General features: G+C 44.3%; 22 protein-coding genes and 1 other annotated feature. Of the genes, 15 read left to right on the top strand and 7 right to left on the bottom strand.

Annotation, left to right across the window (positions count from 1 at the left end):
* Nucleotides 1-128: 128 nt before the first annotated feature.
* On the bottom strand, nucleotides 129-1,403 hold the full coding sequence (locus tag HQQ92_RS13850; RefSeq protein ID WP_173246117.1) for an HlyC/CorC family transporter: 1,275 nt from the start codon (nucleotides 1,401-1,403) through the stop codon (nucleotides 129-131).
* A gap of 99 nt (nucleotides 1,404-1,502) precedes the next feature.
* A complete protein-coding gene (locus tag HQQ92_RS13845; RefSeq protein ID WP_028760813.1) occupies nucleotides 1,503-2,291 on the bottom strand; it encodes an inner membrane protein YpjD in 789 nt (262 codons plus the stop codon).
* A gap of 289 nt (nucleotides 2,292-2,580) precedes the next feature.
* Between HQQ92_RS13845 and ffh the strand changes: the two genes are divergently transcribed.
* The 11 genes from ffh (at nucleotide 2,581) to HQQ92_RS13790 (ending at nucleotide 13,605) form a co-directional block, all read left to right on the top strand.
* Complete coding sequence (ffh, locus tag HQQ92_RS13840; RefSeq protein WP_006080787.1) at nucleotides 2,581-3,954, top strand: signal recognition particle protein; 1,374 nt, start codon at nucleotides 2,581-2,583, stop codon at nucleotides 3,952-3,954.
* Nucleotides 3,955-4,171: 217 nt separating this feature from the next.
* Nucleotides 4,172-4,423 carry a 30S ribosomal protein S16 gene (rpsP, locus tag HQQ92_RS13835; protein WP_006080788.1) on the top strand — a complete coding sequence of 84 codons (252 nt, stop codon included), beginning with the start codon at nucleotides 4,172-4,174 and terminating at the stop codon, nucleotides 4,421-4,423.
* A gap of 20 nt (nucleotides 4,424-4,443) precedes the next feature.
* Nucleotides 4,444-4,974, top strand: a complete 531-nt coding sequence (gene rimM / locus HQQ92_RS13830) for a ribosome maturation factor RimM (RefSeq protein WP_006080789.1) — start codon at nucleotides 4,444-4,446, stop codon at nucleotides 4,972-4,974.
* A 15-nt stretch (nucleotides 4,975-4,989) separates the two neighbouring features.
* A complete protein-coding gene (gene trmD, locus HQQ92_RS13825; RefSeq protein ID WP_028760810.1) occupies nucleotides 4,990-5,736 on the top strand; it encodes a tRNA (guanosine(37)-N1)-methyltransferase TrmD in 747 nt (248 codons plus the stop codon).
* A 34-nt stretch (nucleotides 5,737-5,770) separates the two neighbouring features.
* On the top strand, nucleotides 5,771-6,124 hold the full coding sequence (gene rplS / locus HQQ92_RS13820; protein WP_006080791.1) for a 50S ribosomal protein L19: 354 nt from the start codon (nucleotides 5,771-5,773) through the stop codon (nucleotides 6,122-6,124).
* A 260-nt stretch (nucleotides 6,125-6,384) separates the two neighbouring features.
* The gene (locus tag HQQ92_RS13815) at nucleotides 6,385-7,476 is read left to right on the top strand and encodes a 3-deoxy-7-phosphoheptulonate synthase (protein WP_173246114.1); all 1,092 of its coding nucleotides are present in this window, start codon (nucleotides 6,385-6,387) and stop codon (nucleotides 7,474-7,476) included.
* 27 nt (nucleotides 7,477-7,503) lie between these two features.
* Nucleotides 7,504-8,643, top strand: coding sequence for a bifunctional chorismate mutase/prephenate dehydrogenase (gene tyrA / locus HQQ92_RS13810; protein WP_173246111.1), 1,140 nt, complete (start codon nucleotides 7,504-7,506; stop codon nucleotides 8,641-8,643).
* Between the two features lie 216 nt (nucleotides 8,644-8,859).
* The gene (gene hcp, locus HQQ92_RS13805) at nucleotides 8,860-10,524 is read left to right on the top strand and encodes a hydroxylamine reductase (protein ID WP_113940658.1); all 1,665 of its coding nucleotides are present in this window, start codon (nucleotides 8,860-8,862) and stop codon (nucleotides 10,522-10,524) included.
* Nucleotides 10,525-10,598: 74 nt separating this feature from the next.
* On the top strand, nucleotides 10,599-11,774 hold the full coding sequence (locus HQQ92_RS13800; protein WP_173246109.1) for a hybrid-cluster NAD(P)-dependent oxidoreductase: 1,176 nt from the start codon (nucleotides 10,599-10,601) through the stop codon (nucleotides 11,772-11,774).
* 156 nt (nucleotides 11,775-11,930) lie between these two features.
* Complete coding sequence (locus HQQ92_RS13795) at nucleotides 11,931-12,266, top strand: hypothetical protein (protein ID WP_028760805.1); 336 nt, start codon at nucleotides 11,931-11,933, stop codon at nucleotides 12,264-12,266.
* A gap of 43 nt (nucleotides 12,267-12,309) precedes the next feature.
* Nucleotides 12,310-13,605, top strand: a complete 1,296-nt coding sequence (locus HQQ92_RS13790) for a sodium:proton antiporter (protein ID WP_173246106.1) — start codon at nucleotides 12,310-12,312, stop codon at nucleotides 13,603-13,605.
* 174 nt (nucleotides 13,606-13,779) lie between these two features.
* Here HQQ92_RS13790 and HQQ92_RS13785 read toward each other — a convergent pair whose 3' ends face one another.
* Together HQQ92_RS13785 and hpf are read right to left on the bottom strand one after the other, a co-directional pair.
* Complete coding sequence (locus HQQ92_RS13785; protein WP_173246103.1) at nucleotides 13,780-15,774, bottom strand: chorismate mutase; 1,995 nt, start codon at nucleotides 15,772-15,774, stop codon at nucleotides 13,780-13,782.
* Nucleotides 15,775-15,815: 41 nt separating this feature from the next.
* Nucleotides 15,816-15,932: a sequence feature (Phe leader region), on the bottom strand.
* Between the two features lie 1,637 nt (nucleotides 15,933-17,569).
* Nucleotides 17,570-17,926, bottom strand: a complete 357-nt coding sequence (gene hpf, locus HQQ92_RS13780) for a ribosome hibernation-promoting factor, HPF/YfiA family (protein WP_173246100.1) — start codon at nucleotides 17,924-17,926, stop codon at nucleotides 17,570-17,572.
* Nucleotides 17,927-18,225: 299 nt separating this feature from the next.
* Here hpf and HQQ92_RS13775 point away from each other — a divergent pair, with 299 nt between their 5' ends.
* Nucleotides 18,226-18,918, top strand: a complete 693-nt coding sequence (locus tag HQQ92_RS13775) for a cytochrome b/b6 domain-containing protein (protein ID WP_113940655.1) — start codon at nucleotides 18,226-18,228, stop codon at nucleotides 18,916-18,918.
* Between the two features lie 73 nt (nucleotides 18,919-18,991).
* Here HQQ92_RS13775 and HQQ92_RS13770 read toward each other — a convergent pair whose 3' ends face one another.
* Nucleotides 18,992-19,441, bottom strand: coding sequence for a cytochrome c (locus HQQ92_RS13770; protein ID WP_028760800.1), 450 nt, complete (start codon nucleotides 19,439-19,441; stop codon nucleotides 18,992-18,994).
* A 190-nt stretch (nucleotides 19,442-19,631) separates the two neighbouring features.
* Here HQQ92_RS13770 and trpR point away from each other — a divergent pair, with 190 nt between their 5' ends.
* Nucleotides 19,632-19,907, top strand: coding sequence for a trp operon repressor (trpR, locus tag HQQ92_RS13765; protein WP_028760799.1), 276 nt, complete (start codon nucleotides 19,632-19,634; stop codon nucleotides 19,905-19,907).
* A gap of 64 nt (nucleotides 19,908-19,971) precedes the next feature.
* Here the strand turns inward: trpR and HQQ92_RS13760 are convergent, their stop codons facing one another.
* Entirely contained in the window at nucleotides 19,972-20,343 is a 372-nt protein-coding gene (locus HQQ92_RS13760; protein WP_173246097.1) for a hypothetical protein, read from the bottom strand.
* Between the two features lie 237 nt (nucleotides 20,344-20,580).
* Nucleotides 20,581-21,237, bottom strand: a complete 657-nt coding sequence (gene slyD, locus HQQ92_RS13755; protein WP_028760797.1) for a peptidylprolyl isomerase — start codon at nucleotides 21,235-21,237, stop codon at nucleotides 20,581-20,583.
* 641 nt (nucleotides 21,238-21,878) lie between these two features.
* Between slyD and thrA the strand changes: the two genes are divergently transcribed.
* Both thrA and thrB read left to right on the top strand, forming a co-directional pair.
* The gene (gene thrA / locus HQQ92_RS13750) at nucleotides 21,879-24,347 is read left to right on the top strand and encodes a bifunctional aspartate kinase/homoserine dehydrogenase I (protein ID WP_173246093.1); all 2,469 of its coding nucleotides are present in this window, start codon (nucleotides 21,879-21,881) and stop codon (nucleotides 24,345-24,347) included.
* The gene (gene thrB / locus HQQ92_RS13745; RefSeq protein ID WP_173246090.1) at nucleotides 24,344-25,303 is read left to right on the top strand and encodes a homoserine kinase; all 960 of its coding nucleotides are present in this window, start codon (nucleotides 24,344-24,346) and stop codon (nucleotides 25,301-25,303) included. Before thrA ends, thrB begins: the two co-directional genes overlap by 4 nt.
* The last annotated feature ends 33 nt before the right edge of the window (nucleotides 25,304-25,336 follow it).

Below are 25,336 nucleotides of genomic sequence, written 5' to 3'. Positions count from 1 at the left end.
TGGCTAGATAGTGAATTAGAGTAGATAGATTTATAGCTCGGGGGAGCATCATCGCTTGGAGGAAATCGTCGGCCGGACCACATCTTAACTTGTGTGGTTCGGCCAATTTTTATGCTCAAAATTGAGGATTAAACTCTGGGGGGATGATAATACAGCGGGATAATTCTCACTGTATTAATCATATTCTCTGACACATCAATTATCTCTAATGGATAACCTGCTAAACGTAAACTGGTATTCGCAGAAGGAATTTCCTCCAGATACTCCAGAATCAGACCATTGAGGGTTTTAGGGCCATCGGTGGGAAAGTTCCACTTCATTTCTTTATTCAAATCGCGGATCGTAATGCCCGCATCGACTAAGTAGCTGCCATCTTGCTGGACCTTAATGTCTTCACTCGGGGTGGTCAACATAGAAGTGGTAAAGTCGCCGACAATCTCTTCGAGAATATCTTCGAGTGTTACTAGACCTTGAATATCACCATATTCATCAACGACTAAGCCGATGCGCTCTTTATTTTGTTGGAAGTTAGCTAGTTGCACATTGAGTGGCGTACCTTCTGGCACAAAGTAGAGTTCTTTCACTGCGCGTAGCAAAGATGACTTGCTAAATTGCTCTTTAGATTGGAGGCGCAGGGCATCGCGTAAATGAATAAAGCCCACTGCATCGTCTATGGTGTCGCGATACACTAACACTCGGGTATGTGGACTTTGGATCACCTGACGATTGATAACCTTAAATTCGTCATTGACGTTAATTCCGTAGATATCTGAGCGTGGCACCATAATATCTTCAACGGTGACTTTCTCTAAATCCAAGATAGATAACAGCATTTCTTGGTGGCGTCGGGGGATGAGTGCCCCTGCCTCATGTACCACTGTGCGCAACTCTTCTTGGCTTAGTGCATCGCTACTATTAACGGTTTTTATCCCCATCAAACGTAAGATACCTGTGGTTATCAAATTAACGCTTGAGACAACATAGGCAAAGGTAGAGGAAAATATAAGTAGCAGTATGCTAGAGGGAAAAGCAATACGCTCAGGATTTAATGCTGCGATGGTTTTTGGCGTGACTTCAGCAAAAACGAGCACGACTAATGTAAGCACGCCAGTTGCAACAGCGACCCCTAAGTCACCCCAAAGACGCATACCAATGATAGTCGCAATAGCAGATGCGGAAATATTGACTAAGTTATTGCCAATTAAGATCAATCCAATCAAACGGTCAGGACGCTCAAGTAACTTCAAGGCTCTAATCGCCCCTTTATGGCCATTGTTGGCTAAGTGGCGTAAACGGTAACGGTTGAGAGTCATCATTGCGGTTTCTGAGCCTGAAAAATAGGCAGAGAATAGGATAAGCACTAGTAAAACGATCAGGAGTGCGCTTGTCGATATAGCGTCCAAAAAAGGCTCCAATGTGGCCAGTAAACTTAAGTAAATACCGACATTTAAAAAAAGTGTCAAGTCGGCCGCAGCAATAACTGCCCCAGCCGACTTAAATGTTTAGTTGAGGATTAATTCTTTGACAATGCGCGCGCCAAAATATGCGAGCGAAAGTAAGGATGCGCCAGTCAGAGTATAAATGACTGCGGTACGAATTTTACAACCGACCCAATACTGTTGCCACAGCATAGTAATGTATACAAACCAAGCCATTATCGACAGAATTGCCTTATGACCTTTACCATCGGCGAACATATCTTCAAGGAAGATAAAACCAGTCGCGAGCGACAAACTGAGCAAGATAACGCCGATAATCACTAGGTGATACAGTTGTTTTTCAACTGTCATCAGCGGCGGAATGCCAGGGCTCAGCATAAATTGTTTTTTCTTCAGTTTATTTTGGATCATCGCCAGTTGTATCGCATACAGGGCGGCAATCATCAGGGCGCTGTAGGCCATGAGTGACAATACGACGTGGGCTAATACTTCAGGATAAAGCTCAAAATGCGTGATGAATTTAGGCGGCAATAACCAGAGTAGGGCAACCGAAAGCACTGAGCAGGCGTAAACCACGGGCACGACGACGATGACTTTCAGCCTGAACATCAATATCGTAAAAGTAAAAGCGATAATCCAGTTCACTAAGGAAATCACATTCGTCAGGCTAAAGTTTTGGCCATCTGTGGTGAAAATCACTTGTGATAATGCTGCAGCATGCAAAATAACCGCAATAGCGGCAAAGCCTGCGACAGCACGGCGATTCGGACCGTCTGGGTGAAACAATCTACTCGTCACTAGTACCAATGCAATGCAATAAAAAAACATGGCTGAGGCAGAAAAGATGACCATGGGTAATTAACCTATTTGTGTAGTTAAAGGTGCCTTAAAAACGGGGCATACAGATCAATATTTTCCCTAGAATAACATGAGCTGTCGGCAAATGGGCAGTGACATGAGTTGCAAAATTTAGCAGATTCTTATTGTTAGGGTTAAATAGTGTGTCGACGACAATAAAACATGACTCAGCGCAAGTAAAACACTTAACCACAATCAAGATGGGTGCAGCAGTAGCATAATGCGTATGCATCGTTATAATACAGCCCATCAATCGAGATTCTTAAAGGTATAGAACAGGACGATGTTTGAGAACCTAACCGACAGACTGTCACGCACACTGAAAAATATCAGTGGCCGTGGTCGCTTAACTGAAGAAAACGTTAAGGAAACCCTGCGCGAAGTGCGTATGGCACTGCTGGAGGCCGATGTTGCCCTGCCTGTGGTGCGCGAATTCGTTAATAATGTAAAAGAACGTGCCGTTGGCCAAGAAGTCTCTAAAAGCTTAAGTCCAGGCCAAGCCTTTATTAAGATAGTTCAAAGTGAACTTGAAAAATCCATGGGCGAGGCGAATGAAGCCCTAGATTTAGCCACTCAGCCGCCAGCTGTGATTATGATGGCGGGTCTGCAAGGTGCGGGTAAAACCACCAGTGTGGCAAAACTGGGTAAATTTTTACGCGAACGCCATAAAAAATCGGTATTAGTCGTCAGTGCTGACGTTTATCGCCCTGCGGCGATCAAACAGCTTGAGACGTTAGCGCAAGAAGTGGCGGTGGAGTTTTTCCCATCGGACGTTAGCCAAAAGCCAATCGACATTGCGAAAGCGGCGATTGCCCACGCTAAATTAAAGTTTATCGATGTGGTGATCCTCGATACCGCGGGTCGTCTGCATGTCGACGAAGCCATGATGGACGAGATCAAAGGCTTACACGCAGCGGTCAAGCCTATCGAAACCTTGTTCGTGGTCGATGCAATGACAGGTCAAGATGCGGCAAACACCGCTAAGGCGTTTAACGAAGCTTTACCACTGACAGGGGTGATCTTAACCAAAGTCGATGGTGATGCGCGCGGTGGTGCGGCGTTATCGATTCGCCACATTACGGGCAAGCCGATCAAATTCCTCGGTGTCGGTGAAAAGACAGACGCGCTAGAACCGTTTCATCCCGATCGTATCGCCTCACGCATTTTGGGCATGGGCGATGTGTTATCGCTTATCGAAGAAGTTGAGCGTGGCGTCGATAAAGAAAAGGCCATGAAGCTGGCTTCGAAAGTGAAGCAAGGTGGCAGTTTCGATTTAGAAGATTTCCGTGAGCAGTTACAGCAAATGAAAAACATGGGCGGCATGATGAACATGCTGGAAAAACTGCCCGGTGTCGGTCAATTGCCCCCAGAAGCCTTAGCGCAAATCCAAGACGGCAAGATGACAGGTCAAATGGAAGCCATCATTAATTCGATGACTTCCAAGGAGCGTAAGAACCCTGATTTAATCAAGGGCTCACGCAAACGTCGCATCGCTGCCGGTTCTGGCACGCAAATTCAAGATGTAAACCGTTTATTGAAACAGTTTACTCAAATGCAAAAGATGATGAAAAAAATGTCTGCTAAGGGCGGCATGCAAAAAATGATGCGCGGAATGCGTGGCATGATGCCGCCAGGAATGAAATTTCCGGGACGTTAATCGGGCATTTTTAGTTAAACTTAGCACTTTATCAGTCGGTTGACTCTGGCAACAATGAACCGCTTACTGAGGGCGCAGGCGTAATAATCGCCATCTTTGGTTGCATTCGTTGGAAAGTCAGGTAAAATCTTCCGGCTTTCTATCTGGGACTCTTCGCGAACACGGGGTTCCAGTTTTTATTTTTGCTTCAAGCAAATCATTAGAGGATTGAAAACGCATGGTTACCATTCGTTTAGCTCGTGGCGGCGCAAAAAAGCGTCCATTTTACAACATCGTTGTTGCTGATAGCCGTAACGCTCGTGACGGTCGTTTCATCGAGCGTGTTGGTTTCTTCAACCCATTGGCCCGTGGCCAAGAAGAAACTTTACGTTTAGACCTAGCTCGCGTTGAGCACTGGGTTTCTAACGGTGCAGCTGCTACAGAACGTGTAGCAAAACTGATCAAAGACGCTCGTAAAGCAACAGCTTAATAGCGTTAAGGTATAGATTGATGAGCAGTAACCAACAGCCAGTCGTACTGGGGAAATTAGGCTCCTGTCATGGCATTAAAGGTTGGCTGAAAATCACCGCCTATACCGATTCTGTTGAAGGTATCTTTGACTATTCACCTTGGCTTATTAAAGAAAATGGTGAATGGCGCGAAATAAAGGTCACCCAGTGGCGTTATCAAGGCAAGGCCGTTGTTGCCTTACTTGATGGCGTAGAAACACGGGAGCAAGCGCAAATGCTCACAAATTGTGAGATTGCGATTTTGCCGGAACAGATGAACGATTTGCCAGCAGATGAATTCTACTGGCGTGATCTCATCGGTTGCGAAGTGGTCAATACAACAGGCTATAACATGGGGATTGTCGATCAGATCGTGGAAACAGGATCGAACGACGTATTACTCGTTAAAGCCAACGCTAAAGATAGTTTCGGCAAAGTGGAACGTATGATCCCCTTTGTCCCTGAGCAGTTCATCAAAACGGTGGATCTGCAAGGTAAACAGATTTTAGTGGATTGGGATCCTGACTTCTAAGTCGAGGTACAACAGATGTGGTTAGGGGTAATAACCCTGTTCCCAGAGATGTTCCGTGCCGTGACAGACTTTGGAGTTACGGGTCGAGCCGTGAAAAACGGCCTGCTCGAGTTGCACACGTGGAATCCCCGTGATTTCACCCATGATAGACATAATACGGTAGATGACAGGCCTTACGGCGGTGGTCCCGGAATGTTGATGATGGTGCAACCCTTGCGCGATGCCATCCATGCAGCGAAAGCCGCAGCGGGTGAAGGTGCGAAGGTGATTTATTTGTCACCTCAAGGACGTAAGCTGGATCAGCAAGGCGTCACTGAGTTGGCTCAATCATCACGTTTGATTTTGGTCTGTGGTCGATACGAAGGTATTGATGAACGCATCATTCAAACGGAAGTGGATGAAGAGTGGTCGATAGGGGATTACGTGCTTTCGGGCGGCGAATTACCGGCGATGACTCTGATAGATTCAGTATCGAGATTGGTTCCTGGCGTGCTAGGAAAACAAGCTTCGGCGGAGCAAGATTCTTTCTCCGACGGTTTACTGGATTGTCCACATTACACTCGCCCTGAAAGCTTGGATGGTCTTGACGTACCGGCAGTGCTGCTAAGTGGCAACCACGAACAAATTAGACTCTGGCGTTTACAGCAAAGCCTTGGTAGGACTTTACTTAGACGGCCAGAATTATTGCAAAATCTAGCTCTGACTGACGAACAAACGACTCTATTAGCGCAGTTCGTTGAAGCAATGAACAAGCATGCTTAGTCGTAGCTCAGTTAATTCTAGAACGGAGTAAGTTATGAACAACATCATTAAAATGCTCAACGATGAGCAAATGAAACAAGACGTACCTGCGTTTGGTGCTGGTGATACAGTAGTCGTTCAGGTTCGTGTTAAAGAAGGCGATAAAGAGCGTTTACAGGCTTTTGAAGGCGTTGTAATTGCTAAGCGTAACCGTGGTCTGCACTCTGCATTCACAGTACGTAAAATCTCTAATGGCGAAGGTGTTGAGCGTGCTTTCCAAACGCACAGCCCACTGATCGCTAGCATTGAAGTTAAGCGTCGTGGTCGCGTTCGTCGCGCCAAACTGTACTATCTGCGTGATCGTTCAGGTAAATCTGCACGTATCCGTGAGAAGCTGGCAACTAAGTAATAGTTACCGCTACAGAAAACAAGACGTAGTGTTCGCACAGAAAACCGCCCTAGTGGCGGTTTTTTGTTGCTGTTTTTTGAGTATTTATACTTGATCTAAAGAGAATGAACAGGCATAGTGGTCGCCTAATTGTAATGGTGTAGCATTACAAAGGTACATTGCGATAGATTTACGCTATTTTATATCCGAAATGAATGCCCAAGCTGACTTGAAGTCCTGCTTCGACAACTGGGTTAAACACTAAGTCTTAGGTGGTAAGCATGCAACAAGATACGATTAACAACGTACACATCAGTTCAGAGAAAGTCTTAATCACGCCGCAAGAGCTTAAAAATGCCTTGCCACTCTCTGAGCATGCTTATCGCTATATCCTCAATGCTCGCAAAACCGTGGCTGATATTGTTCATAAGCGCGACAATCGAGTATTGATTGTCACTGGTCCTTGCTCCATCCATGATATCGCCGCTGCTAAGGAATACGCTTTAAGGCTTAAAACCCTGCACGATGAACTCAGTGATGAGTTTTATATCTTAATGCGAGTGTACTTTGAAAAGCCGCGTACCACGGTAGGTTGGAAGGGCATGATCAACGATCCCGATATGGATGAATCCTTCGATGTCGAAAAAGGCCTGAAAATGGCCCGTGAGCTAATGATTTGGTTGGCCGAGTTAGGACTGCCTGTTGCAACCGAAGCACTCGATCCTATCAGTCCTCAGTACATTTCTGAGCTTGTCACTTGGTCTGCCATTGGTGCTCGCACCACTGAATCGCAGACTCATAGGGAAATGGCATCGGGTCTTTCTATGCCGGTGGGCTTTAAAAATGGCACCGATGGTAAGCTCGATGTAGCGATTAATGCGCTAAAATCGGCGGCCAGTAGCCACAGATTTATGGGCATAAACCAACAGGGCCAAGTCGCATTATTGCAAACTGCAGGTAATCCCGATGGTCATGTGATTTTACGTGGAGGTGCAACGCCCAACTATGATGCGGCGAGTGTGGCAGAGTGTGAGGCGCAGCTTCATAAAGCCAAACTCAATGCACGTTTGATTATCGATTGCAGCCACGGCAATTCATCCAAAGACTACAGCCGCCAAAAGCCTGTGTGTGAAGATGTGTTCGAGCAGATTTATAACGGCAATAAGTCGATTATTGGCGTCATGCTAGAAAGTCATTTAAATGAAGGCAATCAAAGTTGTGATAGGCCATTAAGCGAGCTAGCTTACGGTGTTTCTGTAACAGATTCTTGTATTAATTGGGAAAAAACAGAAACCATTTTACGGGAAGGCGCAGCGAAGTTATCTTCAATACTTCCAACGCGTTTCAATATGCTTAAAGTAGCTAACGCTTAAATTAGTTACAGCTTAATGGACTCAGGTATGAATGAAAAAACAACGGCCGAATTAGAACACCTTCGCGGCCTGATTGATGGTGTTGATCAGCAATTACTACACTTACTGCGTAAGCGCTTGGATCTCGTGGCGCAAGTAGGCACGGTGAAACACGGCGCCGGTTTACCTATTTATGCGCCTCAGCGTGAAGCAGCCATGCTGGCTAAACGCCGTGAAGAAGCAAAAACTATGGGGATCGAGCCGCAGTTGATCGAAGATATTTTGCGTCGCTTGATGCGTGAGTCTTACCTCAATGAAAAAGATGTTGGTTTTAAGCAAGTTAAAAAAGATCTTGGCTCAGTGGTGATTATCGGCGGTAAAGGGCAACTCGGTGGACTATTTTCACAAATGCTGACTTTATCCGGCTACCAAGTGAATTTGCTCGATAAAGACGATTGGCAGCAAGCGGATAACCTATTTGCCGATGCGGGCATGGTGTTAGTGACTGTGCCGATTGCGATTACTTGCGAGCTTATTCGTGAAAAGCTGACCCAATTACCAGCCGACTGCATTCTGGCGGATTTGACCTCCATCAAGACTGAGCCAGTTAAAGCCATGCTTGAGGCGCATTCTGGTCCCGTCGTTGGTTTTCATCCTATGTTTGGTCCTGATGTGGGCAGTCTGGCGAAGCAAGTCGTGGTGGTGTGTCATGGTCGCTCGCCGGAAAAATACCAGTGGTTGCTTGAGCAGATCGCCATTTGGGGAGCGCGGATTGTCGAAGCAGAACCAGAGCGTCACGACAATGCGATGCAGCTAGTGCAGGCAATGCGTCACTTCTCGACCTTTGTGTATGGTTTGAATCTGTGTAAGGAAGAGGCCGATATTGATACTTTACTGCAATTTAGCTCGCCGATTTACCGATTAGAATTAGCTATGGTAGGGCGCTTATTCGCCCAAAGCCCAGAGCTTTACGCCGATATTATTTTTGCACAGCAAGATAGCCAGCATGCTATTGGTGATTATTTAGATAACTACCGTGAAGCGTTAGAACTGCTAAAACGGGGTGACAGGAACGAGTTTATTAAGCAGTTCCAAAGTGTCGCCAAATGGTTTGGGGATTTTGCCCCTCAATTCCAGCGCGAGAGTCGTATTATGCTGCAATCGGTAAATGATATGAAAACCAATTAATAAATAAACAGTTACTCTTTAAAACGCCCATCATTGATGGGCGTTTTTTTATGGATTTTTAACAGGTCACATTGTATTAATTAGCAATTGCTTAAGGTGATCTTTCTCTAACATTTAGCATCTCACTTTAGAAATGACTGTCGCTTATGGCACGTTTAGGTAGACTAGTTTTAAACATGTAAAAATAAAGCATGAATTTAAATTAGGAGTCTATCCATGTTCTGTATTCAGTGTGAGCAAACCATTCGTACACCCGCTGGCAATGGTTGTAGTTATTCCCAAGGTATGTGTGGCAAGTTGGCGGCAACGTCCGATCTGCAAGACTTGCTGATTTACATGCTACAAGGCGTGTCTGTATATGCGGTTAAAGCTCGCGAGCTGGGCATTATCGATGCTGAAATTGATAGTTTTGTGCCTAAAGCCTTTTTCGCGACCCTCACCAACGTCAACTTCGATGATGAGCGCATTATGGCCTATACCCAGCAGGCGGCTAAGTATCGTGCTCAGTTAAAAGCTTCTTACGAAGCGGCTTGTGAACAAGCCGGTATTGCTGCTGAGCAAGTGCCGCAAGTCGCTCAGTTAGTGCTGGGGACCAGTAAGATTGAAATGCTAGCGCAGGCGCCGATTGCACTGCTGAATAAAGATAAGCATGAAGTTCATGAAGACATCATGGGATTGAGGTTATTGTGTTTATATGGCCTTAAGGGTGCGGCTGCTTATATGGAGCATGCTCGCGTGTTGGGTCAGACTGATGCTGATGTGGCAGGGCGCTTCCATGAAATCATGTCTTTCTTAGGTGAGCCGAGTGTTGATGGCGATAAGCTGTTTACTACTGCTATGGACATAGGTCAGTTGAACTACCGCATAATGGCAATGCTGGATGCGGGGGAAACTCAAGCCTTTGGTCATCCTGAGCCAACTGTGGTCAACACTAAGTCAGTTAAGGGCAAAGCCATACTAGTCTCTGGCCATGACATGAAGGATTTAGAGCTTATTCTCGAGCAGACTGTAGGCAAGGGTATCAATGTGTTTACCCACGGTGAAATGCTTCCTGCACTAGCGTATCCAGCCTTTAAAAAATATGCACATCTTGTCGGAAATTACGGCAGTGCTTGGCAGAATCAACAGCAAGAATTTGCCAATTTCCCTGGCGCTGTAGTGATGACATCTAACTGTATTATCGATCCAAATGTGGGTAGTTATAGTGATCGTATCTTTACTCGCAGCATAGTGGGCTGGCCTGGTGTGGTGCATATCGAAGGAGATGATTTCTCGGCTGTCATTGATAAAGCGTTAGCCTTAGAAGGCTTTATCTATGATGAAATCCCACACACTATCACTATTGGTTTTGCCCGCAATGCCTTGATGGCCGCAGCGCCCGCCGTGGTTGAAAATGTGAAAAGTGGTGCGATTAAGCATTTCTTCCTTGTTGGCGGTTGCGATGGCGACAAAGCCGACAGAAGCTACTTCACTGAACTTGCTAAATCCACACCTAAGGATTCAATAATCCTGACGCTAGGCTGTGGTAAGTACAAATTCAATAAGCTCGAATTTGGTGACATTAACGGTATTCCACGTTTGCTCGATGTGGGCCAATGTAACGATGCCTATTCAGCGATTCAGTTGGCGATTGCATTAGCTGAAGTGTTTGAATGTGATATCAATGAATTACCTCTGAGCTTAGTGCTTTCTTGGTTTGAGCAAAAAGCCATTGTAGTACTGCTGACGCTGTTGTCACTTGGCGTTAAAAATATTCGAACAGGCCCGACGCCACCTGCGTTCCTGACGGCCAATTTAGCCAAAATTTTAGAAGATAAGTTTGGCTTGCGTAATACCACGACAGTCGAAGCCGATTTAAAAAATATGTTAAACGTGGCTTAAATCAACCAAGAATTGTTGCTGAACTGCGGTTTTGGCTTGTTTACTGAGGCCGCAGTGTTTTGTGGGTAAATGCTATGAACATGAGTGTGATAGCGGGAGCGCGGGCATTATCGGTTTCGCCCCATAAACCCGGAAGTGTTAATCAATTAGTGTGCGTCGAACGCTGGAATGAAACCTCGGATGTCGTGAGTTTTCGTTTTCAAGCGGGCGAGCCGATGAAGTTTGACTATAAACCCGGTCAGTTTATGACCTTTGTGCTTGAGATTAATGGCGAGCAAGTGTGCCGCAGTTATACCTTGTCATCATCGCCATCTAGGCCCTATTCCTTGATGGTGACGATTAAGCGTGTTGCGGGTGGACTCGTATCTAATTATCTTATCGACAATCTATTACTCGGCCAGAGTGTGCGAGTGCTACCGCCCGCGGGGCAATTTAATCTGTTTGATATTGCTCGGCTAAGCCATAAACAGCCAGAGACTGAAAAGTTAGATGCTAATCTGTTAGCTATAACGGCGCAGAAATACCTTTTTTTGAGTGCTGGTTGCGGTATTACCCCCATGTACTCTATGTTGCGTTATCTGACTGATACGCAAATTGATGCCGATATTGCCTTTGTGCACAGTGCGCGATCAGAGAATGATATTATTTTTAAGTCATCATTGGCGACTATGGCCAACCGTTTTAATGCATTTAAGCTCAGATACGTACTTGAGACTGTCACTGAAACACTGGGGTGTTCACCAAAGATAGCATTCGATTTCGGGCGGTTAAGTGCACAGATGCTACAAACCTTAGTACCTGATTTTGCAGAGCGTACTATCTACCTTTGTGGGCCAGAACCTTATATGCAAGCGGTAAAAACCTTATTAGTCGAACTCAATTTTGATATGAGTCGGTTATACCATGAGAGTTTTGCCACGGCCGAGAAAGTTGCTCGCAGTCAGCTTATGCAAGCAAACTCGTCAGATGGAACGAGTGAAAACACACCAGAAGTGGCTTTCGCCTTGTCTATTGGCGATCGAAGCACGACGCTAAATCAAGGGCAAAGTCTGCTGGAGGGAATTGAGGCCGAAGGTTTGCCGATTATTGCGGCCTGTCGTTCGGGCGTTTGCGGCGCGTGTAAGTGTCAAGTCTTGGAGGGAGAAACGGTATCGACAAGCATGATGACACTGACTGCTGCAGAAATTGAGGCCGGTTTTGTACTCGCTTGCTCCACAACATTAGCATCCGACGTGATACTTAAACTTTAACGTGCTGCTAATTAGCGTCATTTACTTGTGACTTATTTTTAAATGGATGGAAATATTTCTAATCCTTAGTTGCGCTTATCTCAGTGAGAACGTAAGGTTAATGACAAGGGCGTATGATGTTTGCGCCCAGTCTATTAGTCTGGCTGGAGTCTCTCAATGACAATGACAACCACTTATGCCGCAAAAATTGAAGACCGTACTCTGGGACATTTGTTGTACGCCTTGATGTCGGGTTTTCCCTTATTATTACTTCCTGTGCTGCTAAGTTTGTTCATTAATCTTTCCCAACGCCAATTCCATGGTAATCCATTATTGGCGTCGCATTTGCGTTGGCAACGGCATTCTAATCTCGCCTTTCTTGGCTTGCTAGTGCTCGGCTATTGCGTTCCACTGACTTGGCTCAGTCTTTCGATTTATCTCTTTGGGATCATTTGGTTTTGCCACAGGATCATTAAAGGGTGGTTAAGTCTATTGGATGGTTTAGAAATCTAAACTTGTGCTAGAGTCTCTAAATTGATGATTTTTAGAGGCTCTTATGTCCAGCTACCAAATTCTGTGTGTCCTCTGCGCGTTGGCGCTAGTGACTTCGGTTATCTCCTCTCGCGTCCATAAACTGCAGGAAACTGTGGCAATTACTGCTATTGCCCTAGGAATGAGTTTGTTGTTGCTCCTTGGGGGGAAGGCTTTAGGTGGGGACGTTTATGTTTATTTTGTCTCTGGCTTAGAGAAACTCGATTTTCAAGCTTTACTGCTCAATGGCATGCTTGGTTTTTTACTCTTTGCCGGCGCATTACAAATCCGCTTAAAAATACTGAGGCATCAAAAGTGGGAGATCCTAATCCTTGCTTTTATAAGCACCTTATTGTCGACATTTATTATAGGTGGGCTGTTATTTTGGTTCGCGCCTATGCTGGGTCTCCCGCTACAATTCAGCCACTGCTTACTGTTCGGCGCCTTGATTTCGCCCACCGATCCTATCGCTGTTTTGGCTATTTTAAAGAAAATGGGTGCGCCGGAAGATATTGCGATTCAAGTAGAAGGTGAATCTTTATTTAACGATGGCATAGGGTTAGTGATTTTTGTGGCAATATCGCAATTGGCTTTCTCCACCGAGCCACTGACGTTTATCCATATCTCTGAGTTATTTATTCGTGAGGCGGTAGGTGGGGTTATTTACGGTAGCGTGCTTGGTTTTCTGCTGCATCATTTTTTCCGCTACTGCGAGGAAGAAACGCAATTAATGCTGGTTACCCTGCTGATCCCAACCGCGGGATATGTCATGGCGGATGTGCTTGGTGTTTCTGGTCCTTTAGCTATGGTGAGTGCGGGGATCATCATAGGAAATTTCAGTGTGCCTAAGTTTTTTGCTCGCAACGAGCGAGTGAAACTATTTACTTTTTGGTCGCTGATTGAATCCTTCTTTAATGCCTTACTCTTCCTATTGCTTGGTTTATTACTTTTGTTAGTCACTTTCAAAGCGCCATTATGGTGGTTTATGTTTGTGGCTATACCAATAGTCTTGTTGGCGCGTGCAATGAGTGTGTTATTACCTTATTTAGGCTTTCGATTGTTTAAGTCATACAACCCCTATGCAGAGACGATTTTGATTTGGGGTGGCTTAAGGGGAGGATTAGCCCTCGCTATGGCGATGAGTTTGCCAGAGGGTATCGTCATAGATGCTATTGGTGGTGTGGAGCTGCGGGAGTTGTTGTTAGTGATGACCTATGCCGTCGTCGTATTTTCGATTCTAGTGCAGGGCTCTACTATGACAGGGCTTATCCGTAGGAGTAATGCCGTTACTGAACCATCGAGTGCTGTTGGCTCTTCTTAAAATGCATAAAGGCTCACTGCGCTGCAATACTAAACAATATTAAGCCTGCTAGTCATCACACTGGCTAGCAAGCTTGTCTGAGTCAATTAGGGATAAAAGATGTCTTATTTATCCCTTAACACACTTCGAACTAACCACATTTCACTTTAAATTAAATCAATCAAGATCAAAGCTTTAGTTCGCCCGATATAATTCCCGTACCACAGCGCTTATTAAGTTAAGCGACTCATGGTCATCATGGCTAGCTAGTGGACAATTGAGTATCAATCCATCCACTTTAAGCTGTTTAATACCTTGTGTTTGAACCAATAGGGCATCATCTGATACGGCATAACTTGGGTTGATCAAAATCGGCAAATGGCTCGTGGCTTTAATCTGGATCAGACTCGCTAAATCGAGTGAAGGTAGATTGGCGTTATTTAAGGTTCTAATGCCTGAGTCACACAGAACCAGTTGCTGATTGCCTTGGCTTAAAATGACTTCTGTTGCCGTGAGTAATTCTTCAAAACTTGCCATATCGTTACGCTCAAGTATTAAAGGTACCGGTAGGGTTCCTACTTGAGTCAGTAAAGTTTGGTTAAACATCTGCTTGCCTGCGAGGAATAACATATCGGCGTGCTGGACTGCTAATGGCATATCAGCTTCTTGCGCTATGGCAATAATGCACACTAGGCCATATTGATGCAGGATTTGGCGTAGTTTAGCGAGAGTAACTTCTGCCATAGTCAGTTGATTAACAGAGCTGAGCAAAACGGCTTGGAATCCCGCTTCTTTAAGCTGCTTCACTTGTTGCTCGAAAGCCGATAATGCTAAATGTGAAATGTCATTATTCAGTGTGATTTGGGCTATGGCACAGACATGCCCTGCACCGATTGTCATTGCGCCGCAGTTGATTTCACTGGCTTGCTCTTTATAGGCTTTGCTATATCGAACTGGACTGGCATTAGCACCATTTTCGCTGATGACTTGATCCTTAGAGGTGCTGGGCTCAATCAGTAGCTGGCTGTTGCTCAGCTGTGTGGGCTTGACTGTTTCACAAGGATAACAGCCTAATACTTTGATAAAACGGGTGATCCGCTCTAGTTGCTTTAAACCTGCCAGCATAGATTCACTGGAGATATTTGCGTCGATATCTAAATAGAACATTTCTTCCCAAGGTGTTCCTGGAATCGGGCGTGACTCTAATTTGCTCATGTTTAACTGATGCGCTTTTAGAACCAGTAAGGCTTCCACTAAAGCACCGGCTTTTTGGCCTGTTGCCATGATCAATGTAGTCTTAGCGGGTAACTGCTCTGGTACGGCAACGGCTTTGCGAGCAACAACGATAAAGCGACTTTGGTTGATCTTCTGATTAGCTAAACCTGCTTCTATGGACTCAAGTTGATAGAGTGCACCACCTTCGGCGCTGCCAATCGCTGCTGCACTGTTATCTGGACTTTGGTTTACCTTTTCCATTGCTTCTGCGCTGCTTGAGCAGTATTCCAGTCTCAAGTCTTTGTGTTGAGTTAAATATCTGCTGCATTGGCTAATAGGCTGAGGGTGGGCATAGACAGTTTTGATCTCAGCTAATTTACTGCCAGCTTTTCCTAGTAGGCAATGGCTGACTTCAATCGTCGTTTCGCCAACAATCGACAGACTGGTGTGCTGTAGCACGTCGTAGACTTCGTTGATTGAACCTGAAGATGTGTTCTCAATCGGCAGGAAACCATAATCAGCATGTCCAGACTCAACGGCTTGCACTATTTCATCGAAACTTTGGCAACCTAAGTCCAGCATTTCAACTTGGCGACGTTGGCAATAGCGTGTAGCTGCGAGATAAGAGTATGAACCTCTAGCACCGAGGTAAGCGATACAATACTGTTGTTTTTGTGTCTCTGGATTGGCGCGGCCGTGAAGGTAAGCTTGTTGATTTAATACTGAATCTTCAATGATGCTCTGGTAAAGGGAGATAACATAGTGGGCATCTAATCCTTTCTCTCTGCCTTCTTTCACGAGTCGAGCGAGCAGTTCTTTTTCCCTTTGAGTATCTCTGATGGGTCTGACATCTACTTCTTTGCTACGGGCTACTTCTAAACTTAAGCGACGGCGCTCAGCGAGTAATGCCAGCAGTTCATTATCCAGATGGGTGATCTGCTCTCGGGTTTGATTTAAAGGCTGTGGTGTATGCATTCTGACCTCAATTGCCGCCATGTATTTTATCAATCGTTTAAGACAAAAAAGCCTCCCAGTTGGGAGGCTTTGGATTTTTACTTTCGTTTTTACACAGTAAATCCGCCTCCTAGAGTGGGGGTGTAAAAAAGAAAGTAAAAAAAGCTGCTGTTATCATTTTCATGGTCTTAAAACTAAAGGGCTAGGGCTTAGCTGTCAATCAAAACTTTCTTAAAGGTAATCTAAAAAAAGCGCACCCGAGGGTGCGCTGGTTTGGTTCAAGTATATATATGGTCAAGCGAGTTTATCCTCCCTATGGTCAGTGTGGGACAAGGTAACACATTCGTTTATCTTACATTTACGTGTAACAGTAAAACGTTGACAACTCACTCGATAACGACTTGCATTTACAATGAACATTAACAAGTACTTTATGCGGCATAGCGTATAACCTTGAAACTATGCAGTTTGCAGTACCAGCGAACTTACGTTGACATGTCTTGCACTTATATTTTAACAATTAACACTTGCATGGAGCTATAACATTAAAAACTAACACTAACAAAACGAACATTTAAAAATAAACGATTTACGGCTCATTGGTTGTACTAGGTACATTTTGCTGTAAGAACAGCTTAGCCTTGTCACGCGTTTAGGTCTTGCTACTTACATTATTACCATTATTACTTTTTACTTTAAAACCTAACATGTTAATACATGGAGAGTATAAAAAGCTTTCATTTACTGTTATTACAATTTTCGTCAAGTCTAGATTTCCTCCTTTTTAGTTGATAAGTAAACATTATTTAAGGTGTCTATAAATATCAAAACTCAACTAATGGTAAACGTTAACACATTACATAAATAAACATTTATACGATTTACAGTTTTTACTATAAAGATAACACTAAGTAAACTAATGACTTTTAATTAAACCAACGTATTGTACTTACATTAAACACTTACATTAAATCACACGCTAAAAACGCTAACTAACATATCAGTGTAAATATGACTCTCTTCATATAACTAATCTATATCTAACTAAACGTGACAGTTGTTACCTCATTTATCTCAGTGTTTAGCACGCATTGGTGCTGACCCGTTTTACAATAAACGCTTTTATTCATGTAGCTTTTGTAAATGTGATTTTTGTTTATGTTTACCTGAGCCTCCATTGTGGATATAAAAAGTTTGATAGTTAAAGGTTTTGCTAATGTACTCGTTGTACTGTACTCGGCTCCTTATGTTAACTCTGGTATTCAGCAATGCCGCCTGTTTCTGGTGGGCATCCTGATATTGGGTCAAAATTGAGTACTGCTTTTAGTGAATGCCAACATACTTGATTGTTTCTAAAATCAAATTGTTCGCTCTTGTGTTGCCTCCTTTCCAAACTTGCTATTGAAAGTGGAACCTAGTTGAAAATAAAAATTGAACTTTTAAACGTAGAAATTATAAGTAAAATTAATCATTAACAGTAAACCTTAGTACTTAAAACCTTAGTGCTTAAAACTATAAGGCTTAGATTGGTCGTGCTCCTTAGTTATATCCAGTAACGTTACTTAGAACTTAAGATCTGTTAATCAATATTTGTAAATCAAAATTTAAAGTAAATCAACATTTGAAACGATTTAAATCCGCACCACTTCGATTCTTGCTGTCACTTTGTAAAGTGTAGTAGGTATTTAGTCAAAAGAACTGTTTTTTTCATCATTAAAATGATTGCACTAAGCTTTTGTAAAAACTGTGATCTGATTAAATATTTCTACTTTATTGCTCTCAAAGTGATGCGTTTCTCGCACTCACTAGATTTAAATTATGCCGCATCTTCCTCCTCGTACTCGTCGTCAATTTCAGCAACATTATTAGTCGGTGTTAGTGATGTGGAGCGTTGAGCTTCAGGTTTGTGTGTTATGCGATTGAGCTGCTTCTCTAATTTTTGGCCCATAGCGTTAATCGCAGTATATAAATTTTCATGTTTTGCTTGAGCGAAGAGTTCTCCATTTGGGATGCCAACCGATGCTTCAATTTTGAAACCAGGTTTCTCCTCCGTAATGATTACATGGGGATTTATCATTTGCACATCATGCCTTGAAAGTTTTTCAAAACGGCTTTCAATGCGTTCGCGAATAGGAGATGTGACTTCAAGTTGCTTGCTAGTAATCTTTAGCATATTTCGAACCTTCTGTTGTTTCCTTGGATTTCAGATTACCAAGGTTCGCACTATAAAACGAGATGTAGATCACGTTTTTGTGCCCATTAGATACTGTTCGTTGGATATTTGATCACTTAGACAAATATCAATAATTCTTGGCCCAAAAGCCTTGTATTGCCAGCTAAATGGGGTCATATTCGATGGGATAACTCCGCAGTCTTTGCCCTTATTTACTTATATTTACTTTAAGTTTCATCCCGAATCCCGATAAAATACCTCTACTTATTCCATTCGGTCACTTTGAGTTTGCCCATTTTATGAATACTGAACACGTTAAAATTAAGGTCTGGGATTTACCCACGCGAATTTTCCATTGGGGCATGGTGTGTCTGTTGGCACTTTTATGGTGGAGTGCCGATGCGGGCGAAATGCAGTGGCATCAAATTTTTGCTTATAGTTTGCTGATCCTTATTGGATTTAGGATCCTCTGGGGGCTGATTGGTAGCGATACGGCAAGGTTTAGTCACTTTGTTCATCACCCCAAAGTTGTACTCGATTACTTGAGATCGATTCGAACTAAAGGGATGTCTGTGGTACTTGGACACAATCCTATCGGTGGCTATATGGTCATCGCGTTGATTGGGATCATTAGCCTTCAATTAGTTACAGGCCTTTTTGCGACCGATGATATTTTTACCGAAGGTCCGCTATATAGCTATGTCAGTTCAGATACCAGTGGGTTTTTGACTTGGTTACACAAAACGAACTTTAACCTTATTCTCTTGCTGAGTGCCATTCATGTACTGGCTGTGATTATTCATGCCATGAAAGGGGATAAGTTAGTTGGTGCTATGATCAGTGGCTACAAGAAAGTCTCGAAGGTTGCTTTTTCATCAAGTGCGAAGAGCGAGCTTCGATTCAAGTCTGAGTGGCTTGCTTTAGTGCTGTTCACAGTATGCGCTGCTGTGGTCTTTGGCTATTTAATGTGGCCAATAGTGCAAGTTCTGTAGATTTATACTTAGTTTTGGAACAACAAAAAGCCTGCTATTTAGCAGGCTTTTTGATGGGAAAAACAACGTCAAACTAATCTTTCTTATAAATGTCGTGACAACTTTTACAGCTTTTTCCAGTGTCCATAAAGGCTTGTTTGATTTCAGCTTGATTACCTTTTTGAGCTACAGTAGCCAGAATGGCAGCATTCTCTTGGAAGGTTTTCATTTTTGCATCAAAATCAGCTCTGTCTTGCCAAACTTTGGCTAGGGCTTCGGTATCACCTTTGTCTGAGCCATCAATAAAACCTTCGAAAGGAATTTTGGATAATGCAGCAACATTCGTTGCGCGCATTGCGAAGGTTTCTGCTTCGAAAGGTTTTTTGCCTTTCATCATGGCAGCCATATCGCCGAAGTTATAAGCAATAAGACCAAATGCAGATTGGCGGTATTCAATTGCATCTTTAGAGTCTTCGAAATTGTGTGCTTGAGCAGTTGAAGCCAATAAGGTACTGGCAACGAGAGTAAGTAGTAATTTTTTCATCGTATTCTCACAAATTAGCGTCGAAGTGTGACATTGCACTCCTATTGTACACAAATTAACTTGATGTACTAGAAGCAATTTTGTCAGTTTTTGTCTGGATAAGACGGCTAAACGTAACAATTTATTTGTAAGTAGGCTAAATCTGTTAGACTGCTAATGTAATGCTTGAACAGTACTTATGAGGGTGATTATGCGAGCTAACTGGGATCTAGTATTAGAAAAAATTTTGAGCCACAGCAATTATGAAGATCTTTCTGTGTTGTTTCATTTACTGTTAACCGAAGAAGAACGTAGTGCCGTTGCCGGACGTTTGAAGGTCTTTCAATTGCTGCTAGACGGGGAAATGAGTCAAAGGCATATCGCTGCGGAATATGAAGTCAGTATTGCAACGATTACACGTTGTTCTAATTATTTGAAGAATATGTCTTCTGAGCATAGGGCGAAAGTTCAAAAACTAATTGGTTAGTGTTCACGTGGATACAACTCTTATGAATATCATCTGCTCCTATTGTGGTGAATAGAACTAAGTCTTAAGGCGTGATGGGAAGCTTATGACGACGATAGAGGGAACGACGAACCAGAATGTATAAGCCGTAGCTGAGTAAACAGATAGCCAGAATTGGGTAAAGATCCTTGGGAAGGAATTTAAAGATAGCCAGCGCCGCTAAGAGATAGATAAAAGGTATAAAGTCATAAATTATCTCGGGAAGATAACCCGATTTACGTCGTTTGGCCGAGTCTGTTCGACGGTTTTGAGAACGCATAACGTAGATCCTCGCACCTAATACAAATACCACAGTTGCCGCTATCAAGGCATAGTTGATGTCGAGTGCAATAAAACTCGAACTACCGAGCGCCATGTAGCCAAAAGGCAAAATTTCGTAAAGTGGTTTGGTTAACATAAGCACTCCGTCGCTTAACTTAGGTTGATATCAATATCTAATTGAAAATATTCATATAAAATTTGAATACTTCAATTTACCAGTCAGTTATTTATCTATTACGAATATTATAAACGCTTGTGTATAAAAAATGCACGACCTTAAATTAAGGGCGTGCATCTTAAAAGGTTAAACAATGGCTGTTTAATCACTTACGGATAAACAACTTCTCGTTTAACTTCTGGTATCAGGCTTTGTTTAGCCGCGGCAACCACAGCCGCCATTACCATCACAACCTGTTTTAGGTGTATCACAGGCTTCGTGCTCTTCATGGTGGTGTCCATGATCGTGGTCTGAACCACCACAACATCCGCCCGCTTCTTGTTTACCTGAACCGCCACAGCATCCACCACCGTGGTCGTGATCATGTCCATGGCTTCCACAACCACCTTGGGCATGAATGTGGCCATGAGCGATTTCTTCGGCTGAGGCTTCACGAACGTCAACGATTTCGACGCTGAAATTGAGCGATTGGCCCGCTAAAGGATGGTTGCCATCGACGATAACCACATCGTCTTTCACTTCCATGACTTGAACTGGGCGCTGACCCATTTCAGTTTCAGCGATGAAGCGCATACCTGGGACGATATCTTCGATATCACCAAAGGCTTCTAATGGCACGGCTTGACGTAGGCCATCGTGATAAGGCCCATAGGCTTCTTCGGCACTAATAGTGACATCGAGTTTTTCGCCTTTGCTTTTACCGTCTAATGCGGCTTCTAAACCTGGGATCAGGTTTTCAGTGCCGTGTAGATATAGCATAGGTTCAGAGTCGAAAGAGTCTTCTAATAGTCTGCCTTCTTGATCTGATAAACGGTAATGAATGGTTACCGCGCTGTGTTGAGTGATCTTCATATCGCCTCCAATTCGTAATGTGCGCGCATAATAACGTGCTTTTTTAGTGCTGGCGATAATTTGAAGTGGCTTATGTTAGATATCGCACAGGTTTTTTTTAGGCAAATTTGTCGGTGCTTTACGGTAGAAAGGATGAGTAATGTGATTTTTGCTCGTTAGCCTGTCAATTTAGCCTGAGTGATGAGGTAGAACAAATAACGCATTATTTTAACGTGCACTATAAATAATTAGATTGAAAACAAGTGATTATCTAATGGTTTTCGTGCCGCATTACGTTGACGTCAACAGTTATCTATTGCGTAAATCGCATTTTTACCCCTAGAAAACTTCATATTAACGAATCTTGATGCAGTATTTTATCGAGCGTTAATATTTGCCTATAAATAATCCATTTTAGGGGTTGACAAGCGCGGGTAAAAAAAGCAATTCTGTTTATCAAGAAATTAACATGGATTAGCCCAAACACATGCATAGCCTAGGTTTCGTAGTAACTACCATTATTACAACCACCACTACAACAACAGTGGGGGCGGGCTGATACACCCTAAAGAATTTTAACGATGAGCCCGCTTCCCACAAAGAAGCGGGCTTTTTTGTTTCTAGCTCTTATTTCTAAGTCGGGCGCGGTACAGGAGAACAAGATGAAAGTAATGAAATTTGGTGGTACCTCGCTTGCAAATTGGCAGCGATTCTCGATGGCGGCGGATATCGTTGCTAAGTCATCTAAGCTTGAACCCATCGCCACTGTGCTATCGGCCCCGGCGACTGTGACAAATGCGTTACTAGAAATGGTTGATGTAGCAGTCAAAGGTGAAGATTATTCGCCTGTGCTGCAGCATGTTGAGCGGGTATTTACCTCGCTATACCAAGATGCTGTTACTTCAATGTTGTCGAGTGAGCAGAGTGAACAGCTCTTTTCTGGACTTAATGCACAGCTGGTGATTTGGCAGGATAGATTACGTGGCATTAGCTTACTGCAAGAGTGTCCTGATGGCATACGTGCTGAAATCGTGGTGGCAGGTGAGCGTTTATCTGCAGCCTTGATGGAACAAGTGATGCTATCTAAGGGGATCACATCTGCTCAACTCGATCCGCGCGCCTTGTTTCTAGGTCGTGGTCGGCCGTTAGAATCCGTGGTCGATATCGCTGTGAGTAAGCCAAGGTTTCGTGCGTTGGCATTAGGTGAAAAGCGCGTATGGGTAATGCCGGGATTCACCGCCGCCGATGAACAGGGCAAAGTGGTGACGTTAGGCCGTAATGGTTCTGACTATTCTGCTGCTGTGCTCGCTGCCTGTTTAGATGCGTCAAGTTGTGAAATCTGGACCGATGTTGACGGTGTTTATAATACCGATCCCCGTGTGGTTGCCGATGCTAAGCTGTTATCACAACTCAGCTATCAAGAGGCGATGGAACTCTCCTATTTTGGCGCTAAGGTGCTGCATCCTAAGACGATTGCGCCTATCGCCCAGTTCCATATTCCCTGTTATATCAAAAACAGTTTTAACCCCGATGCGCCCGGCACTCTGGTATCAAACCAAGCCGATGAAACCGGCTTGCAGGTTAAAGCTATCTCTAATTTAGATAACCAGACCATGTTCGATATTTCAGGCCCTGGCATGAAAGGCATGGTTGGCATGGCGAGCCGTACCCTCGCGGCGATTTCCCGCAGCGGCGTGTCTGTGTCTTTAATCACCCAAAGCTCCTCTGAATACAGTATTAGCTTCTGTGTGGCGACGTCTGACTCGGCCAAAGTGAAATGGGCCTTAGAGCAAGAGTTTGAATTAGAAATAAAAAGTGACTTGCTTGAACCTATTGCTATGCGTCATGAGCTCGCTATCGTTTCTTTGATTGGTGATGGCATGCGCACCCACAAAGGCGTGGCAGCGCGTTTCTTCCAAGCGTTAGCGCAGGCGAGCGTGAACATTATCGCCATCGCCCAAGGTTCGTCCGAGCGGTCGATTTCGACTGTGATCGAGCAGCGTAAGACTAAGCATGCGGTGGCGGCTTGTCATCAAGGCTTTTTCGATGTGCAGCAGTATTTAGATGTGTTTTTAGTGGGTTGCGGCAATGTAGGTGCAGGCCTGCTCGAGCAGATAAAACAACAGTCCGCCATGCTCAAAGAGCAGCACATCAGTATCCGTGTTTGCGGCATAGTAAATTCGAACAAGATGCTACTCGACAGTGCGGGCATCGATTTAAGCAACTGGTCTAGTTTGCTTGCCGATAGTCAGCAAGCCTGCGATATCCCTGCGTTACTTGCATGGGTGAAAGAGCAACAATTGCTTAATCCTGTGCTGGTGGATTGCACCTCGAGTGAGCAAGTATCGGATCTGTATTTGGATGTGATGAACTCAGGATTGCATGTGGTCACGCCGAACAAAAAGTCGAACACTCGCGATTATGCTTATTATCAAGCACTTCGCCAAACGGCATTAAAACAGCGTCGCCAATTCTTATATGAAACTACAGTCGGTGCAGGTTTGCCTGTGATCGATAACCTGAAAAAACTGTTATTTGCGGGTGACAAACTGCATAAATTTAACGGTATTTTATCGGGTTCTTTATCCTTTATCTTCGGCATGCTGGATGAAGGCATGACACTTTCTGAAGCAACCGGTCTTGCGCGGGAAAAATGTTTTACTGAGCCCGATCCCCGTGATGATTTGAGTGGTATGGATGTGGCGCGTAAAGTGCTCATTCTTGCCCGTGAAGTGGGACTAAAGTTAGAGCTCTGTGACGTGCAGGTTGAATCTGTATTGCCAGCCGAGTTTGATGATTCAGGTGATGTTGAAAGCTTTATGGCACGATTACCGCAAGTTGATGCTGCAATTGCCACAAAAGTGGCGCAGGCCAAAGCCCAAGGTAAAGTGCTGCGTTATGTTGGGCAAATTGAGGATGGTGTGTGCCGTGTGCGTATCGCCGAAGTGGATGCACAGGATCCGCTTTATAGCGTTAAAGGCGGTGAAAATGCCTTGGCGTTCTATAGCCGCTATTATCAGCCCATTCCCTTTGTGCTACGCGGCTATGGCGCAGGGACTGAAGTGACCGCTGCTGGTGCCTTTGCCGATGTATTAAGAACCTTGAATTGGACTCGTGAGGTGAGTGTATGAGTTTGACCGTTTACGCTCCAGCCTCTATGGGTAACGTGGGAGTCGGATTTGATTTACTGGGGGCAGCATTAGCGCCGATTGATGGTAGTTTACTGGGCGATAGAGTGACTATCGCCGCGGCAGCGTCGGGTGTGAGTCTTATGCAGACTGGCGCTTGGGCCCATAAACTGCCTGATAATCCGCAAGACAATATTGTGTACCAATGTGCCGAATTCTTCTTAACAGCCATGAGTAAGGAGTTCTTAGAAGCATTTGGCAAAGATGAAGGCGTGGCACTCACACTGGAAAAGAACCTGCCCGTCGGTAGTGGGTTAGGGTCGAGTGCCAGCTCTGTCGTGGCGGCGTTATATGCCTTGAATGAATATTTTGATAGACCCTATAACGAGCAAGCACTGCTAGAACTGATGGGCGAGTTTGAAGGGAAGATCAGCGGTAGTGTGCACTATGACAACGTTGCCCCCTGTTATTTGGGCGGCATGCAATTGATGCTCAATGTGCCGGGCACAGTTTGCGAAGCGATACCCAGCTTTAAAGAATGGTATTGGGTTGTGGCCTATCCAGGGATTTCACTTTCAACGGCAATGATGCGCAAACTCATGCCAGATCAATATGATAAAAGTGTCACTATCGATTTTGGCCGTTATTTAAGCGCCTTTGTGCATGCGTCTTACCAGCAGAATGCCAAGCTTGCGATCAGCGTATTAAAGGATGTGTTAGCCGAGCCCTATCGCGCCGCCGCGATCCCGGGTTACGACAAGGCCAGAGCCGCTTTAGCCGATTTAGGCATGTTGACTACGGGGATTTCGGGCAGCGGCCCAACGCTGTTTTCAATAACCGATGATTTAGCCACGGCAAATACCGCTAAAGCTTGGTTAGAGGCGCATTATCTCACCGAGGAGGGTGGCTTTGCCCACGTGTGTCGCCTCGATGAGCAAGGCACGCGTAGAGTCGATTAATAGTTAATTTAGCTACGACTAAGTACCCCAAAT

The sequence above is a fragment of the Shewanella sp. DC2-4 genome, assembly GCF_013248875.1.
Lineage (GTDB): Bacteria > Pseudomonadota > Gammaproteobacteria > Enterobacterales > Shewanellaceae > Shewanella > Shewanella oncorhynchi.
The sequence above is the reverse complement of the archived record's forward strand: the minus strand, read 5'-3'. Positions and strand labels throughout refer to the sequence as shown.

Coding starts and splice junctions, on each gene's coding strand:
- rimM (WP_006080789.1), top strand. CDS start 4,444: ATGAGCAGTAACCAACAGCCAGTCGTACTGGGGAAATTAGGCTCCTGT.
- rplS (WP_006080791.1), top strand. CDS start 5,771: ATGAACAACATCATTAAAATGCTCAACGATGAGCAAATGAAACAAGAC.
- trmD (WP_028760810.1), top strand. CDS start 4,990: ATGTGGTTAGGGGTAATAACCCTGTTCCCAGAGATGTTCCGTGCCGTG.
- HQQ92_RS13800 (WP_173246109.1), top strand. CDS start 10,599: ATGAACATGAGTGTGATAGCGGGAGCGCGGGCATTATCGGTTTCGCCC.
- HQQ92_RS13790 (WP_173246106.1), top strand. CDS start 12,310: ATGTCCAGCTACCAAATTCTGTGTGTCCTCTGCGCGTTGGCGCTAGTG.
- trpR (WP_028760799.1), top strand. CDS start 19,632: ATGCGAGCTAACTGGGATCTAGTATTAGAAAAAATTTTGAGCCACAGC.
- HQQ92_RS13785 (WP_173246103.1), bottom strand. CDS start 15,774: ATGCATACACCACAGCCTTTAAATCAAACCCGAGAGCAGATCACCCAT.
- thrA (WP_173246093.1), top strand. CDS start 21,879: ATGAAAGTAATGAAATTTGGTGGTACCTCGCTTGCAAATTGGCAGCGA.
- HQQ92_RS13760 (WP_173246097.1), bottom strand. CDS start 20,343: ATGTTAACCAAACCACTTTACGAAATTTTGCCTTTTGGCTACATGGCG.
- slyD (WP_028760797.1), bottom strand. CDS start 21,237: ATGAAGATCACTCAACACAGCGCGGTAACCATTCATTACCGTTTATCA.
- HQQ92_RS13815 (WP_173246114.1), top strand. CDS start 6,385: ATGCAACAAGATACGATTAACAACGTACACATCAGTTCAGAGAAAGTC.
- rpsP (WP_006080788.1), top strand. CDS start 4,172: ATGGTTACCATTCGTTTAGCTCGTGGCGGCGCAAAAAAGCGTCCATTT.
- tyrA (WP_173246111.1), top strand. CDS start 7,504: ATGAATGAAAAAACAACGGCCGAATTAGAACACCTTCGCGGCCTGATT.
- HQQ92_RS13770 (WP_028760800.1), bottom strand. CDS start 19,441: ATGAAAAAATTACTACTTACTCTCGTTGCCAGTACCTTATTGGCTTCA.
- HQQ92_RS13775 (WP_113940655.1), top strand. CDS start 18,226: ATGAATACTGAACACGTTAAAATTAAGGTCTGGGATTTACCCACGCGA.
- HQQ92_RS13845 (WP_028760813.1), bottom strand. CDS start 2,291: ATGGTCATCTTTTCTGCCTCAGCCATGTTTTTTTATTGCATTGCATTG.
- hcp (WP_113940658.1), top strand. CDS start 8,860: ATGTTCTGTATTCAGTGTGAGCAAACCATTCGTACACCCGCTGGCAAT.
- hpf (WP_173246100.1), bottom strand. CDS start 17,926: ATGCTAAAGATTACTAGCAAGCAACTTGAAGTCACATCTCCTATTCGC.
- HQQ92_RS13795 (WP_028760805.1), top strand. CDS start 11,931: ATGACAATGACAACCACTTATGCCGCAAAAATTGAAGACCGTACTCTG.
- thrB (WP_173246090.1), top strand. CDS start 24,344: ATGAGTTTGACCGTTTACGCTCCAGCCTCTATGGGTAACGTGGGAGTC.
- ffh (WP_006080787.1), top strand. CDS start 2,581: ATGTTTGAGAACCTAACCGACAGACTGTCACGCACACTGAAAAATATC.